A 15,150-nucleotide genomic window follows, 5' to 3' on the forward strand; every position below is an offset into this window, starting at 1 on the left:
ATCATAAAGGAGAGATTCGATGAAAAACTTATGGAGAAGATCCAATATTAAATGAACTAGAAGAAGTAATAAGCTTAAATAACTATTATTTATCTAAAGAAGAAACTACAACAAGAAGAAAAAGAAGTCTTAGTCCTTTTGGTGAATGTTTTTTAAATGAATTAAAAAACAAATGGGGAGCTGGTGTTCAAAAAGCTGTTGTTACAGGAGGAGTTATGGCCTTCATAAAAAAAGCATCGTATAAAGAAGCAGTTAAAATTATTGCAAAAAAACTTCCATTTGTTTCAGCTGCTTCAATAGCATATGATTTATTTGTTATTGCTAATAAATGTGGAGATAAAAGTACTATAGCTCCATCTACCAATTGTACAAGCAACCCAATTCATTCACAATTTGGATGTCATTAAGTAAAATAAAATAAAGTTAGGATAATAAAAAATGAATAGAAAAAAAATAGATCCAAATAAATATTTTTATTTAATATTTTTTATGTCATTAGTTATAAATTCAGTAACTGATAATTGGCTGAAAATAGATATATATGGAGACCAAAAATTCCCATATAATACTATAATGATAATAATAAGTGTTATCAAAACATTTATTATATACTTTATTCTTTACGAGATTGTAATGAAAATTAAAAAAAATAATAATTAATAACTGAAATTAATGGAGCTGTCGCACTAAAAATTAGTGCACAGCTCCTTTTTTGAATTATACAAAATTATATAATATTATTTTTCTATAGAAAATTGTCTTCTTGGATTATATATAAGCATCTTGTCAATATCCTCTTGAGAAATACCATTTTCTAATAATCTAGGTACAAAAATATCTAAAATATAATTATGTCCATATCCACCACCGTATTGAGGCCACATTGAAGCTCTTCCATTATCTCCACCTAGCATAATATTATCTGCATAACCAGCTTCACACATACCTTTTATCAAGTCAATTAAAACTGAATCTGGCCAATATTTTGCTCTTGAAGGTCCATCATATCCTAAAGTTACTCCTTGCTTAGCCATCTTTTTATGGTACTGAAGATCTGGATTTCTATCTACATGTCCTAAGGTTACTCTAGAAGGATTAACACCAAACTTCTTAACTAATTCTATAACTTCTAATCCCATAGTTCCTCTTTCAGTATGGGTTGATATTGGAGCCCCAGTTTCTTTTGATGCTATACATGCTGCTTCTAAAACCTTAAGTTCCATAGGTCTTATACAATTATAATGAGTAGCTGCTTTTATAACTCCTGCCTTAGATTTGCTTCTTGTTATAATAGGTCCATTATAATTATTAATTTCTATTCCCTCTTCAATTTCTTCAATTATTAATCTTGCTACATCCTTTAAATCATATTTGTTTACCCAATGTTCAGCATCATAATATATTGCTCTTTGGAATCCTGTACAAGATATTAAATTAATATTTGACTTTTCAGAAATCTCTCTAAGCATTTCAATTTGTCTTCCACAATCAATTGGATTCATATCAACAAGCATATCCCATCCAGCCTTTTTAGCAGAAATCATAGCATCAATTGCATAGTCAACTCTATCTAACCTTAAATCTCTATCAGCCTTTTCTTCTCCTCCTCCAATAGTTATTAAGTGATCATGATAGTTTGTCCTTCCAATCTCTTCTGGGCTTTTCCTTCCCAATACTGTTTCAATATATCTCATATGTTATTCCCCCTGACAATTTTCATTAACTTTCTAACTCTTTCCTCGTCCATTGAATTTAATGAATTTCCATCAACCTTTATACATGTTGCAACACAACATCCATCTGCAATATCTAATATGTCTCTAACATTTTCAAAATTTACTCCTGTATTTGCTATAATCGGAAAATCTCCAACAGTGTTTTTTATATTTTTAATTTCTTCATAAGGTGCTTGTACCCCTGCCATAACTCCTGATACACATAAAGCATCTACTAATGAGCTTTTTGTAACAGTTTTAGCTCTAAGACTTATATCTCTATTATCAATAGAATATGAAAATTCTGGTGATAAATTAGTTAATATTTTTATATTATCAGCTTTTATCTTTTTCTTATAATTAATTATTTCTTCAATGTTAGGGCAGTACATTCCATAATCTCCACAATAAGTTCCACATACTATTCCTCTTATAAAGGATGCTCCTGTAGCTAAAGCAATAGCTAAGGCAGCTTTTGGATCCCACTGCACATCAATTCCAAATGGAATAATTTCATTATCTCTTAAACACTCTTTTACTATTGAAGTCATGCAAGCTATTATATTAGGTTCTACTTGTTTTGAGTATGGCTTATCATATTCGTTACAAAAAATCACACCTGATATTCCTCCTCTTACAAGGCTAATGTAATCAGCTCTAGCTAACTTCATAATTCCTTCTAATCCCATATTAGTATCATAAAGTGGGGTACCTGGTAATGCTTTTATGTGAAGTATTCCGATTACAGGTTTTTCTTCTCCAAATATTTCTTTAAGCCACATTTTATCCTCCCCTCTTATAATTTATAAACTTATCTTTATTTATCAAGATTTAAAGCAACTTTAATCTTCTCTTTTAATGCATTTACATCAGTAAAGTTTGTGGTCTTAATTAATATCATACCTTCTCTTTCTCCTATAGTTTTTGCTAATGAAGGTGTGGTAATACAAACATCTGGATGACACCCTTTAAATTGACCAGCATCAACACATTTAACATCAGCTTCAATACCAAGTTCTTTAAAAGCTTTTTCTGTTGTAATTTTTAATATTAAGCTTGATCCCATTCCATTTACACATACTGTATTTACCTTTAACATTAATGTTCCCCTCCTAATATTTATCTTCATTATTTTTTATAATTTCCTTTATTTTTTCTAAACTATCCGCATTTTTTATCTCATTTACGAAATTTTTATTCATCAACATATATGCAATTTTTTGTATAGATTGAATATGATTGTCAGATGAAATAGCAGAAAATGTTATACATATATGAACTGGATTATTAATATGGCTACCAAAGTTAATAGGATTAGATAATTTCATAAAGTGAAAAGCATTTTTAATAGCTCCATGTTCAGGCGCACTATGAAGTAAAACTAATCCTGGCAATATCAACATATAAAAATCATTTTCTACTAAATCCTTTTTTATATATTGAAAATAATCTTCAGTAGCATATCCATTTGATACAAAAATATCTTGTAAGTAATCTATTATTTCTTCCCAATTTTTAAATTTTGTATCATTAACTTCAATAATATCAAATAAGCTACTTTTTTCAGTTGATAAGTTATTATTCATTGGCTATAATCACCTCTATTCCTCTACTTTCAAATTGCTTTCTATCTTCATAGGTAATAGCATTATCAGTTATAATCTTATTAATAACATCAATATCTGCTAAAAATGCATGTTTTGCTTCACCAATTTTAGTAGAGTCAGCTAGTAATATTACTTCTTTAGCTCTTTCAATCATAACTCTTTTCACTAAAGCATCATTGATATTATATAAAGTTAAGCCACACTTAAAAGAAATTCCTGCAACACCTATAAATACTTTATCTAAAATATATTCATTTATAGTTCGAATTGCATCATGTCCTATTAAAGATTTATCTTTTCTTGAAACTGCTCCTCCAGTACAAATTACATTAATATCTTTAGCATCTAATAGTTCTATAACAACAGGTATTGAAGCGGTGACTACATTTAGTTTCGGAATATCCTTAATATATTTTGAAACTTGATAGGCAGTTGTACCAATATCTATACCAATAGAGTCTCCACTTGTTATATAAGAAGCAGCTCTTTTAGCAATTATTTTTTTTATTTCTCTTTCTTTCTCATTTCTAATATCAAAGGTAAATTCTAGTCCAACTTTCTCATCATTTAAAGTAGCTCCTCCATGAGAACGTCTTATAAGCCCCTTTTCACTAAGAAAGTCTAAGTCTCTTCTTATAGTTACTACACTGGTTTTTAATTCTTGTGATAGACTCTGTACTGAAACAACTTTTTTATTTTTTATTATCTCTAATATCACCCTTCTTCTTTCATCTGCAATCATATTCATCTCCCCTATTATTGATAAATACTATTTATTGCGTAATGTCTTTACTTTTTCCATGAAATTTCTTACTCTTTCTTCACTTACTTCATTATAGAATTGACCATCTCTCTTAAAATGAGTGCCTATTACACATCCATCTGCTATTTTTAATTGTTCTTCTACATTATTAATATTAACTCCAGTATTAACAAAAACTGGTGTATTAGTAACTACATCTTTAACTCTTTTTAGAACTTGAGTATCAGTAACAGATCCAGCTGTTAATCCAGATACACATAAAGCATCTGGGTTATTATTAAAAACAGTAGTTTTTGCTATTGATTCTATATCTCTATCAGACAAATATTTAGCAGCTTCAGGCACAATATTAAATAATGCTCTAACTTTATTAGCACCAATGCTATGCTTATGTCTAATAACTTCTCCATAATTGGTATTCCATAAGCCGAAATCACTTGCATAAACTCCAGTAAATATTTCTCTAACGAACTTTGCATCAACACTTACTGCTAAATCAAAAGTCTTATATGGATCCCAAAGTACATCTACTCCATATGGGATACGTATATCTTTTTTTAATTCCCCAATTATTCTCCCCATAGCAGCTATAGTAACAGGCTTTACATCTGTTAAATATGGTAAACTAAATTCATTTGAAAACATTACTGCATCTACACCACCATTTTGTAATGCAATCAAATCTTTTCTAGCACTTTCTATTACAAATTCCATTCCCTTATCAATATCATATTCAGGATCTCCTGGTAAAGGTTTTAAATGACACATTGCAATAATAGGTTTTTCAACATTAAAAACTTCTTTAATCCACATAAATTATCCTCCATAATTCTTTTGAATGTGATAAAGCTTATTAATCACTATTTTTCTGCAAAGTATTTCTTTAAAGGTATACATGCAAGTACATATATAGCTATTAGAAGTGCTGCAAATACCCAAACATTTCCTAATACCTTCATAATTGATACTAAGATTGCCATAGTTGATCCAAAATCTGTATTTCCATATGTTGCTCCAAGTGTTGATAGTCCTGATACTACAGTAAATATTACACCACCTAAAATTTGAAGTACACCTACAGCTAATCCTGAAATTAAAGCAGATTTCTTGCCTCCATATTTAAATCCAAATACACCTGCTATACCTCCATCAAAGAAAGTAGCTATTATACCAGGTATCATTAGAGTTTTTGAACCTACTGCTAATAAAATGAAGAAGCCTATAAACTCTCCAATAAATGCTCCTAAGAATCCAAGGATAGCTGCAAAAGGTGCAAGTGGGTAAAATACAGGCATGTCCACGCTAGGTACTGCACCTGGAACTAATTTATCAGATATACCTTTAAATGCTGGAACAAGTTCTGCAATCATCATTCTTACACCTGATAATAAAACTACAATACCAACAGTAAAACTAGCTCCTAATTCTAAAGTGAAAACTACCCAATTGGCATTACCAGCTGCTTCTTGTATAGCTTCTTTTCCTGCTAATAAACATCCTCCACCTAATACTATTGTCATTAATAAACAAGTAACTACTGTAGAATCATTAAATAATCTTGTTACAGAAGAGAATTTTCCTGTTGCATTAGTATCTTCTTCTTCTTCTTCAAAAAGTTTTGGATTTTTTTCATCATACTTACCTAATAACATTCCTATTCTTGAACTTATTACAGCTGCCATACCAGAGATATGTCCTAATGTAAAGCTATTGCCTGCAAAAGCTTTAGAATATCTATATGTCCAAGCTGGCATAACAGTCCAATAAATACCACAGAAAATACTACATACTATTAGTAATGTAGTTCCTTCAACTCCAAAGAACCAATGAACTAACCAAACTGTTAATGTAGCAAAAGCTAACATTGTATGAGCTGTTAAGAAAACTACTTTTAAAGGTCCAAACTTAGCTAATAATAAATTAATTAAGAATCCAAACAACATAACTGTAGGTACTATTGCAACTAACTCAGGAATGCTGTTATTTATTGCAGCCATACCTGAATAATTTTCTGTAATTATTCCTGTTATACCAAAATGAGTTTTCAACATTTCCATAACTGGTTTATATGCACCTTGTAGTAAAGTTGATCCTTGCTTAAGTATCATAACCCCTACAATAGCCTTAACTACTCCACTAACTACATCAACAGGTTTTTTCTTTTGTAATAAAAGTCCTATCAAAACTACAATACCCATTACTAGTTCTATTTGCCCAGCAATAGTCTTAAAAATTGTTGTTATAACATTTAAAAATCCCATATGAACCTCCTAAATTATTATATTAATTTTATTAAGTTTTCTAGTTCTTTTATCCAATTATCTAAGAATTTCTCTCCCTTTTCTTTAGTAGCTTTTGTAGCATCTCCAAAAACTCCACTTTCATTAAACTCAATCCAAGGTTTAGGTCTTATATCAATGTCATAAGGTATATCTGGATACTCACAAATTGCCTTACTCATATCAACGCTACTTGAATCGATATGAAGTACTATAGATGTTTCAATTTCTCCTGAATGAAAACCACTATTATTCCATAATTCAGTTTCCATTATTCCCTCTCCGTTCTTCTTTAGGTTCATATAACTCATGTAATAAACATTATTGAAACCCTCTTCATCGAATAGTTCTCTAGCAGCAATTTTTGCAGGTGCAGTATTCCCCCAATGACTAGAAAAAAGTATTATGTTTTTTGCTCCTTTTTTTTCTAAACTACATACTATATCTTTAACTACTTCTATAAATGTTCTTTCTTTCAAAGATATAGTTCCTGGAAAATCTTTTGCAGACCATACTTGTCCATAAGGCAATATAGGTAATACAACACAATCAGTTTTCATTGCCAATTTTTCCGATACATATCTTCCTACTATATTATCTGTATCCAATGTCAAATGATATCCATGCTGTTCAGTAGATCCTAATGGAAGAATAACTGCTTTGGCTTCCTTGATTCTTATCTCTGCTTCCTTCCATGTCATTTCACTAATTAAATACTTTTTCATATTACACCTCCTTTATTAATTGAAATTTCTATTATGTGAAAATTTTTTAGTAGACAAATTAATAAAATACATTTTTATTGCACTTTTCTTTACTGTTCTTTTATTTTCTTTTCTTACTTATATTATACATTTTTTGTATGAATTGTGTCAATATTCTGACAATTTTATTTCTAATTTTATGTTTTATTTTTCTTATTTTTGTCTTTTAATATTTCCATAAATTTTGATACACTTATTTTTTTGTTGAATTGTAACTAACATATGTATATTGTCTTTACAATGATTGTCAGGCATTATCATTATTTAATAGTAGCTTTTTTATTCAGAGATTAAGCAATTTTATTCACTTGGATAGCTAGTGGATTTCCATACAATAAAAAAAGAGCTAAACAATCATTCTTGTTTAACTCTTGTGTTTAAATTAGTATATTTTATTATTAAGAAATAACCTAAACTCTTAGCAAGCCACGGAATCCTCTTGCAGAATAATAAGAATCTGCTCCATTATGATACATAAATACAGTATCATAGCGACGATCACAAAATATTGCACCACTTTTTTTCCTGATATTATCAGGGGTTTTCACCCAACTAGATGTTTTAATATCAAAAACTCCAAGTTTTTGTAAAGCTCGATACTGTTCTTCTGTTAGAATCTCAATTCCCATATCTGAAGCCATATCAACAGCACTACCTTCTGGTTTATTTTTTTCCTTGATTCTAATGCTTCACCATCATAACATAGGCTTCTGCGCCCTTTTGGGCTTTCCTCTGAACAATCACAAAAAATATATTCATCATTTTCTTTATCATAGCCAGTAACATCTGGTTCACCACCAGTTACATCCATTTGATAAAGTGACCATAGTTTTTCAGCATTAATTTCTAACTTATCTTGTACTTTATCCCATTCAATATCTTTATGTCGATTCAAATTCTTCTCAAAACGTTCTTTTAAGATTTCAAGTATATCTTCATGTTCTTTAGGTGATAGTTTTCTTTTCCTATCTTTCATATTAAAACCTCCTAATATAATATTTTTAAGATTATTTTTTTATATTTGTAAGACTTAACATCATTGATCCATAATTAAATTTCCCCTAATAATATTTTAATTTATATATTTTTTTCATATCTACTTATCTGCATATTAATTTCTCATAATTTTGTCTGTATGAAATCTATTAAATGTTATCTCATTATCATTATTTAACTTCAACTCAATATCATCAAAAACATATTTATATTCTAAATTCGAGGATATAAGTCCTAATAGATATAAAAGAGACGTTTCACCAACTCCACTTTCACCTATAATACTAGTAATTTTTCCATCAAATATTTTTATATTTCCAGATTCTACTTGGATATAAAACTTAATTTCAATATAAATTTATTATAATTACATTAGATGCAGTAATAGTATAAAATCAAACTATAAGCAATACCATAAGTGCAGATATTAAATTGCTGCTTAAATTTACTACATCATTATTTATAAATGTAATTCCTTTAATAAGCTTATTAGGTTTCCCATTATACTCTTTCTTTTCTGTAACAGTCTTTAAATCTTCACAATAATATTGAGCTTGCATTGATGCTCCTAATATACTATCAACTATTGAACCAATAAATCCTATAAGAATACAAAGTATAGAATAAATAAAGCTTTGTTTTATGTCTTTATATGTAATAAGAGAAGCTATAAAATATATGCAAGATATAAATGATGCTCCTAGAAAAGAAAATGTTGTACCTAATATACTAATACCACCTGACATACCTTTTTCTAAAGGCTTAAAATTTAATATGCTTATTGGCTTACTTTTACTTAATACCCCTATTTCAGAAGCCCAAGTATCTGCATTAGCTTCAGCAAAGGAAACTGCATAAGCTAATAAAAATACTGGATTTTCAGAAAAATAATATATAATTGCAAATATAAGACCTACTCCTCCATTTGCAAATACTTGCATATAATCACGATTTCCACTTTTCTCATTTAGCTTATCTAAACCTTCTTTATTATAATTTTTAAATTTTGTTAAAATGCTAGAAGATACAAAAAAAGCAACCATTATAATAGAAAACCATAATCCCCCAAAATAATATAAACCTGTTCCAAGTACTGTAGCAGCAATGCAACCACTTTTATTTAACGAGGCCTTCTTATAAGCAACAAAGGCTATTAAAAATGAAAAGGTTAGCCCAACTAAAAAGTCTAACATATTTTACCTCCTAACTTATAGCATAATAAGTAAATAATATAGTAATGAAGTACCTAAAGGTACTGTTAAGTTATCTAATCCATAAGGAGAAAAAGCTTCTAAAACTGTACTTACTGTAGCTAATATTAAGCTATATAAAAGCATATTTACTGGATTAAAAATATAAAGTATAACTAAAGAAACTACAAAGGAAAATAAGAACATAGCTAAGCTTCCTTCAAGACTTTTGTTATTTCCTAATACTTTAAATTTATGCTTTCCATATTTAACTCCTATTATAGCAGCAAAGCCATCACCATAGCCCATAACTAATATACCTAAAGCACCAATGTAAGAAAATTCAGTATTTTTAAAAGTTATAAATGCTAAAATCATTAAAGATAATGCAAAATACACAGTTCCTAAATCATTTTTAGAGCCATCTCTTTCCATAGCCTTAAATATCTGCTTTTTGTATGATATATAATTTATAATAACAAAAAGTGCAGGTACAATAGAAGCATAAATATTATTATTAAAGAAAATCATGGCCACAATCCACCAGTTAGCCACCCCTACATGAATAAATTTTCTGCTATCTTCATTAGCTAATATATTTAATTTATTTAGTAGAGATGAAATCCCAATTATTCCAAATATAAATAGTATAGAAACAATTATTCCAACGATATTAATCAAAAAAACCCTCCTTCATTATTATGTAGTTAAAAAGTTCCAAGAAAAATTACATTGTATAACTTTAAAAATCTTTTTATATATTCCAACATAATTTCTCTTTGTTAAACAATCATAGTTATTTTTTCTAACAGAATTTAATATTTCTTTATATAAAGTAGCTGCAAGTAAAACAGCTCCACTACTATCTTTATCAAAGAGCTTAATTTTTTTATAAGCTTCTTTATATAGCTCTTCTGATATTTTAGCTTCATATTCCCAAAGCTTTATAAAATTATTATTTATTAAATTTGAAGATAAGTCTAAAGATGAGTAATTAAACTTGTCCATAATTTCCCTTGGAATATAAATTCTATTAATCTTCAAATCTTCGCCTATATCTCTTAATATATTAGTTATTTGCATAGCTGTACCAAGCTTTACTGCTACTTCCTCTAGTTCTTTATGGTGTTTTGTTGATAAAATAGGAAGTATCATAAGTCCTACAGTTCCTGCTACGTAATAACAATAATTTATTAATTCATCTTGAGTTTCAATATTTTTAAAATTAGCATCCATTAATTGGCCCTCAATCATTTCAAAAAATGGCTTTATATCCATATTATAATTTTTAAAAACTTCTTCTAAGGCTCTCCATAAAGGCTTATCCACAATTTCACCTTTACTAAATAAGCTTAGTTCATCTTTAAATAAATGAAGGCTCTCTGTATCATTCCTTAAATCTATTAAATCATCAGCTGTTCTACAAAATGCATATACTACAAAAATTGCATTAGCTTTATCCTTTGGTAATCTAGAAAAAGCTTTATAAAAGCTTTTAGAATTCTCTTTTATTATCTCTTTACAATATAAAAAATCATTATCTAGTGGCATAAAAACACCTCCTTCAATTAATGTATATATATTATACCTAATATTAATTATCTTTTAAATAAAATTATCATTTAAAATTCCCATTATTTTATAAATATAGTATACTAGTGTGTAAGAGTCAGGTTATATTTTATTAGGAGTGGTTAAATTGAGAAAAAAATCATTGTTGTAGGTGCAGGTGTTGGAGGCTTAGCTACAGCTATAAGATTGCAATCCAAGGGCTATGAGGTAGAAATATTTGAAAAGGAATCCATGGTTGGTGGTAAGATGCATCAAATCCAAGGTAATGGATTCAAATTTGATTTAGGACCTACCATAGTAATGATGCCTCAAATTTATAATGAAGTTTTTGAGGTAGCTGGTAAAGATCCAAAGGACTATATACCTATGGAAAACTTAGATCCTGTTTATTCTTTAACTTTTGATGATGGTAAAAGAGTTTCAGTTTCTACAGATTTAGTTAAGTTAACAAAGTTTCTTGAAGAAATAAGCTATGAAGAAGCTCAAGGTTATATGAGCTATTTAGCTGATGTTTATAAAAGATACTTAGTTGCAAAGGATCATTTTATAGAGAAATCCTTTAGAGGACCTAAAGATTTCTATAATCCAAAAACATTAAGACAAGCCTTAAAACTAAAAACCTTCGATAGTGCTTATCACAGCATATCTAAATATGTAAAAGATGATAAACTAAGAAAATTATTAAGCTTCCAAACCTTATATATTGGAATTTCGCCTTATAATGGTCCTTCTATCTACACAATTATACCTATGATAGAAATGGTATATGGAGTATGGTTTATTAAAGGTGGAATGTATACTATGGCTAAGTCTATGGAGAAATTATTTATTGAGTTAGGCGGAAAGATAAATTTAAACTCCTCAATAGATGAAATAGTCATTGAAAATGGAAAAGCAGTTGGAATAAAGCTAGATTCAAAAGAAATAAAAGCAGACTCTATAGTTTGTAATGCTGATTTCCCATATGCTATGAAAAATTTAATTAAAGAAGAAAAATATAAAGGTAAGTATACAGACAAGAAGATAGATAAAATGAAATATTCTTGTTCATGTTTTTTAATGTACTTAGGCTTAAAAGAAAAGCTAGAGGATTTTGAAGTTCATAATATCTTCTTTGCTAAGGATTTTGATAAAAATATTAGTGATATTTTTGATGGAATATTACCAGATGATCCTTCTATTTATCTTTATCTTCCTACAAAGGTTGATGCTTCTTTAGCACCAGAAGGAAACGAATGCTTATATGTATTAGTACCTATTCCAGAGCTTTCAAGAGATAAAATTGTATGGAATGATGAAACTATAGCTAATTATAGAAGCAAAATTCTAGATATAATTAAGGATAAAACAAAAATAGATAATTTTGAGGATTTAATAGAGTTTGAAAGAATAGTAACTCCAAAGGATTTTGAAGGAAGGTTTAATGCTTACAATGGAGCAACTTTTGGACTAGCTCCAACTTTATTCCAAAGCAATTATTATAGACCTCATAATAAAGCTTCACATTGTGAAAACCTATATTTTGTAGGAAGCAGTGTCCACCCTGGAGCAGGAGTTCCTATAGTATTAACTTCAGCCAAGCTTACAGCTAATGAAGTTATGAAGGATGATGGGATAATTTAATAAAAAAAGAATAATTAAAACATAAAAAACTAGTCAATATTTTTTAATATTTGACTAGTTTTTATTGTAAATAATTTAATTAATCTCTAAATATTTTAATTAGTTTTAACTTTCTTCTCTTCTTTATATAACATTAGAACAATCAAAGCTAATAATGAAGCAATTGTAACTGTTGCATAAACTTCTTGGAAGCCCTTATTTAGTGTAGTTTGGAATTCATCTTCAATTAAATCTCTACTATTTTCAATATCTGTTAGATAATTATCTTTTCCAGTTTCAAAGGCCTTTGGAATAGCTTCTTTTAACGCTTTCATTTTTGATAATGTATCTTCCATTTGAGTTTTAGCTACATTCATCTTATCAATTGTTGGCTTTGTTCCTGGATTGCTTGGCATTGCATTTATTCCTTGTGTTAATTGTAAAGCAGAGTCATTAAGAGAATTAATTCCAGAATCTATTCCTCCATTTATTTTTTCAATTACAGAAGGTGTCATTTGTGCAAACATATAGTCTGCCATAGTCTTTGTATTATCAGTAATTGTTGTAACATCTGAAGTTTTTAATAATTCTACGATTTCATCTGATAATTTGAAATTATCATTTTTACTATTCATATCAAATTTTATAGTTTCCATTGATGATAAATCTGGTATATTTGCATCTTTAAGCTTCTCTGCCATAGAAGGATTTTCTTTTAGCTTACTAAACTGATCATTTAACTCCTTAGCATATGGAAGCTGTGGAACATGTACTTCATTAGGTATAATATTCATAATATTAGCTTGTACTGACATTCCAGCATGTGAAATAAATCCTATCATTATTGCAGGAGCAATAGAAGTGCCAATAGATCTAATTAATGAAACAGCTGCTAATACTGAATTTGATTCTTCAAATTTAGTGTTATCAAGCATCATATAATTTATTGGTGTTCCCATAGTAAAGCCTATTCCTGTTCCTAGTAAAATTAAACATATTACTATTGAAATTAAGCTTGGATTTTTTGCAGCATAAAATATAATATATAAAGATCCTAGTATAGAAGCAACAAAGCCAGTACCAAGTACGATCTTAGCACCATATTTATCAATTAATTTTCCTGAGAATGGTGCTCCAATTCCTGCAAATAACCCTAAAATAATAACGAAATATCCACCACTACCTGAAGCTATTTTCAATGAATTTTCAGAGAATTGAGGAACAAATATAATTCCCATAATAATAATTCCTGTTATAAAAGCAATAAAGAATGTAATTATAATTCTAATATTTTTAAAATATGAAATATTAAGTACTGGATCTTCTGCTTTCTTTTCTATTAATATAAATATTGGTAGTAAAACTACAAATACTATTAAGAAAGGATAAACAGATGTACTTAAGAAGGTATCTTTAAAATTATAATAATCAATATTTTTAAGTCCATATAAAATAGAAAGTACCATTAAAGTTAATGTTGTAATTCCTAAAATATCAATCTTTTTAACATCTGTCATCTTAGTATTTGGAAGTGTTTTAAGTCCTGCTATTATAATAAATATTGTAATTGGAATATTTATATAAAATATAAATTGCCAATTGTTTTGACCAAATATATCTATAATTGCACTACCAGCAGATGCTCCAAAAATATTAGCAATTCCATAAACTCCACCTACTAATCCAAGTGCAAGCCCTCTTTTTTCTTTTGGGAATGTTGTACCGAATTCAGCTGTTGCAATAGGAAGAATTCCACCTCCACCAATAGCTTGAATAACTCTTGAAATTAGTAATACAGAAAAGCTTCCCATATTTTGTGATAAACCACAGAATAAAGAGCCAATACCAAATAAAGATATACTTGTTAAGTAAACATACTTTCTTCCGTATTTATCAGCTAACTTACCCATAATAGGAATACTTGCTGCATATGCAAGAGTATAAATAGTTATCATCCATATTCCTGTATTATCATTTACCATTAGGTCATTTTGGATTATAGTTCTTGCAGGTGTTACTATCCCTGTATCTATAGCACCCATAAATATGCCTAACAAATATACAGCCATAATTAATCCTAAGTTCAATTTTTTCTCTTTTACCCTCATAAACCCTTTCCCCTTTCAATTTCTAATCTAAATATTTAGCAACATTTTCTGCCATTTTACCTGTAAGTCTTTTCACACAATCAATATCTTCCTTACTCATTTCTCCATAAAGAATCTTATTCCAGTCATCAAATATAGTATTTATATATTCCATAATATATGCACTTTTTTCTGTAAGTGAAATAATATTTTCTCTCTTGTTATTAGGATTTTGTTCTCTCTTTATAAAGCCTTTATCTTCAAGCCTAGTTAAGGTTTTTGCTACCATACCTTTATCAATCATGTACCTTTTTGAAATGCTCTCTTGGTTTACGTTTTCATTTTTTGATAAAAATATAATGATAATCTGTTCCCCAAAAGTCAAATCAAATTCTCTTAATCTCTTTTCAGTAAAGTTTCTCCAATATCGTACTATAACCTCAAAGTTATCCATATCAATCCTCCATTTATATTAAAACTGTAATATTAATGTTGTAATTTACAACAGTTGATTTTTACCACAATACCTATAATAATCCTTTAATTTTTTAATCACAATATCCATTTTCGCTTAT

At 28.6% G+C, this 15,150-nt stretch carries 16 protein-coding genes and 1 pseudogene; 3 read left to right on the forward strand and 14 right to left on the reverse strand.

What is annotated here, in order from left to right:
* Positions 1-215 precede the first annotated feature (215 nt).
* A complete protein-coding gene (locus ACQRD5_RS09740; protein WP_294167039.1) occupies positions 216-407 on the forward strand; it encodes a hypothetical protein in 192 nt (63 codons plus the stop codon).
* Between the two features lie 31 nt (positions 408-438).
* Positions 439-660: a hypothetical protein gene (locus ACQRD5_RS09745; protein WP_294167038.1), complete on the forward strand. Its 222-nt coding sequence runs from the start codon at positions 439-441 to the stop codon at positions 658-660.
* A gap of 77 nt (positions 661-737) precedes the next feature.
* Here the strand turns inward: ACQRD5_RS09745 and ACQRD5_RS09750 are convergent, their stop codons facing one another.
* The 12 genes and pseudogenes from ACQRD5_RS09750 to ACQRD5_RS09805 form a co-directional block, all read right to left on the reverse strand.
* Positions 738-1,694: a hypothetical protein gene (locus ACQRD5_RS09750; protein WP_321128871.1), complete on the reverse strand. Its 957-nt coding sequence runs from the start codon at positions 1,692-1,694 to the stop codon at positions 738-740.
* Complete coding sequence (locus tag ACQRD5_RS09755; protein WP_291627714.1) at positions 1,691-2,497, reverse strand: BtpA/SgcQ family protein; 807 nt, start codon at positions 2,495-2,497, stop codon at positions 1,691-1,693. Before ACQRD5_RS09755 ends, ACQRD5_RS09750 begins: the two co-directional genes overlap by 4 nt.
* Before the next feature lie 35 nt (positions 2,498-2,532).
* Positions 2,533-2,814: a PTS sugar transporter subunit IIB gene (locus ACQRD5_RS09760; protein WP_321128873.1), complete on the reverse strand. Its 282-nt coding sequence runs from the start codon at positions 2,812-2,814 to the stop codon at positions 2,533-2,535.
* A gap of 13 nt (positions 2,815-2,827) precedes the next feature.
* Positions 2,828-3,301 (reverse strand): PTS sugar transporter subunit IIA, encoded by a 474-nt coding sequence (locus ACQRD5_RS09765; RefSeq protein WP_291627712.1) that lies wholly within the window; start codon positions 3,299-3,301, stop codon positions 2,828-2,830.
* Positions 3,294-4,064 carry a DeoR/GlpR family DNA-binding transcription regulator gene (locus tag ACQRD5_RS09770; protein WP_291627710.1) on the reverse strand — a complete coding sequence of 257 codons (771 nt, stop codon included), beginning with the start codon at positions 4,062-4,064 and terminating at the stop codon, positions 3,294-3,296. The genes ACQRD5_RS09765 and ACQRD5_RS09770 overlap by 8 nt, the downstream gene beginning before the upstream one ends.
* 27 nt (positions 4,065-4,091) lie before the next feature.
* Positions 4,092-4,898: a BtpA/SgcQ family protein gene (locus ACQRD5_RS09775; RefSeq protein ID WP_291627708.1), complete on the reverse strand. Its 807-nt coding sequence runs from the start codon at positions 4,896-4,898 to the stop codon at positions 4,092-4,094.
* 47 nt (positions 4,899-4,945) lie between these two features.
* Positions 4,946-6,346 (reverse strand): PTS ascorbate transporter subunit IIC, encoded by a 1,401-nt coding sequence (locus tag ACQRD5_RS09780; RefSeq protein WP_321128875.1) that lies wholly within the window; start codon positions 6,344-6,346, stop codon positions 4,946-4,948.
* Positions 6,347-6,363: 17 nt separating this feature from the next.
* Entirely contained in the window at positions 6,364-7,089 is a 726-nt protein-coding gene (locus ACQRD5_RS09785) for a creatininase family protein (protein WP_291627704.1), read from the reverse strand.
* A 449-nt stretch (positions 7,090-7,538) separates the two neighbouring features.
* A pseudogene (locus tag ACQRD5_RS09790) lies at positions 7,539-8,104 on the reverse strand (DUF4256 domain-containing protein).
* A 415-nt stretch (positions 8,105-8,519) separates the two neighbouring features.
* A complete protein-coding gene (locus ACQRD5_RS09795) occupies positions 8,520-9,317 on the reverse strand; it encodes a DUF92 domain-containing protein (RefSeq protein ID WP_427746762.1) in 798 nt (265 codons plus the stop codon).
* A 15-nt stretch (positions 9,318-9,332) separates the two neighbouring features.
* Entirely contained in the window at positions 9,333-9,995 is a 663-nt protein-coding gene (locus tag ACQRD5_RS09800; protein WP_294168152.1) for a diacylglycerol/polyprenol kinase family protein, read from the reverse strand.
* 18 nt (positions 9,996-10,013) lie between these two features.
* A complete protein-coding gene (locus ACQRD5_RS09805) occupies positions 10,014-10,865 on the reverse strand; it encodes a phytoene/squalene synthase family protein (RefSeq protein ID WP_320901879.1) in 852 nt (283 codons plus the stop codon).
* A gap of 162 nt (positions 10,866-11,027) precedes the next feature.
* Between ACQRD5_RS09805 and ACQRD5_RS09810 the strand changes: the two genes are divergently transcribed.
* Complete coding sequence (locus ACQRD5_RS09810) at positions 11,028-12,509, forward strand: phytoene desaturase family protein (protein ID WP_427746766.1); 1,482 nt, start codon at positions 11,028-11,030, stop codon at positions 12,507-12,509.
* Between the two features lie 95 nt (positions 12,510-12,604).
* Here the strand turns inward: ACQRD5_RS09810 and ACQRD5_RS09815 are convergent, their stop codons facing one another.
* Positions 12,605-14,596: an MFS transporter gene (locus tag ACQRD5_RS09815; RefSeq protein WP_427746763.1), complete on the reverse strand. Its 1,992-nt coding sequence runs from the start codon at positions 14,594-14,596 to the stop codon at positions 12,605-12,607.
* A gap of 22 nt (positions 14,597-14,618) precedes the next feature.
* Positions 14,619-15,029, reverse strand: coding sequence for a MarR family winged helix-turn-helix transcriptional regulator (locus ACQRD5_RS09820; protein ID WP_427746764.1), 411 nt, complete (start codon positions 15,027-15,029; stop codon positions 14,619-14,621).
* Between the last annotated feature and the right edge of the window lie 121 nt (positions 15,030-15,150).

It is taken from the genome of Clostridium sp. SGI.024, from assembly GCF_050315195.1.
In the GTDB taxonomy this organism is placed as follows: Bacteria; Bacillota; Clostridia; order Clostridiales; family Clostridiaceae; genus Clostridium.

Excerpts from the sequence above, each read along its gene's own strand:
- ACQRD5_RS09740 (WP_294167039.1), top strand. The coding sequence starts at position 216 with ATGGCCTTCATAAAAAAAGCATCGTATAAAGAAGCAGTTAAAATTATT.
- ACQRD5_RS09745 (WP_294167038.1), top strand. The coding sequence starts at position 439 with ATGAATAGAAAAAAAATAGATCCAAATAAATATTTTTATTTAATATTT.
- ACQRD5_RS09750 (WP_321128871.1), bottom strand. The coding sequence starts at position 1,694 with ATGAGATATATTGAAACAGTATTGGGAAGGAAAAGCCCAGAAGAGATT.
- ACQRD5_RS09755 (WP_291627714.1), bottom strand. The coding sequence starts at position 2,497 with ATGTGGCTTAAAGAAATATTTGGAGAAGAAAAACCTGTAATCGGAATA.
- ACQRD5_RS09760 (WP_321128873.1), bottom strand. The coding sequence starts at position 2,814 with ATGTTAAAGGTAAATACAGTATGTGTAAATGGAATGGGATCAAGCTTA.
- ACQRD5_RS09765 (WP_291627712.1), bottom strand. The coding sequence starts at position 3,301 with ATGAATAATAACTTATCAACTGAAAAAAGTAGCTTATTTGATATTATT.
- ACQRD5_RS09770 (WP_291627710.1), bottom strand. The coding sequence starts at position 4,064 with ATGATTGCAGATGAAAGAAGAAGGGTGATATTAGAGATAATAAAAAAT.
- ACQRD5_RS09775 (WP_291627708.1), bottom strand. The coding sequence starts at position 4,898 with ATGTGGATTAAAGAAGTTTTTAATGTTGAAAAACCTATTATTGCAATG.
- ACQRD5_RS09780 (WP_321128875.1), bottom strand. The coding sequence starts at position 6,346 with ATGGGATTTTTAAATGTTATAACAACAATTTTTAAGACTATTGCTGGG.
- ACQRD5_RS09785 (WP_291627704.1), bottom strand. The coding sequence starts at position 7,089 with ATGAAAAAGTATTTAATTAGTGAAATGACATGGAAGGAAGCAGAGATA.
- ACQRD5_RS09795 (WP_427746762.1), bottom strand. The coding sequence starts at position 9,317 with ATGTTAGACTTTTTAGTTGGGCTAACCTTTTCATTTTTAATAGCCTTT.
- ACQRD5_RS09805 (WP_320901879.1), bottom strand. The coding sequence starts at position 10,865 with ATGCCACTAGATAATGATTTTTTATATTGTAAAGAGATAATAAAAGAG.
- ACQRD5_RS09815 (WP_427746763.1), bottom strand. The coding sequence starts at position 14,596 with ATGAGGGTAAAAGAGAAAAAATTGAACTTAGGATTAATTATGGCTGTA.
- ACQRD5_RS09820 (WP_427746764.1), bottom strand. The coding sequence starts at position 15,029 with ATGGATAACTTTGAGGTTATAGTACGATATTGGAGAAACTTTACTGAA.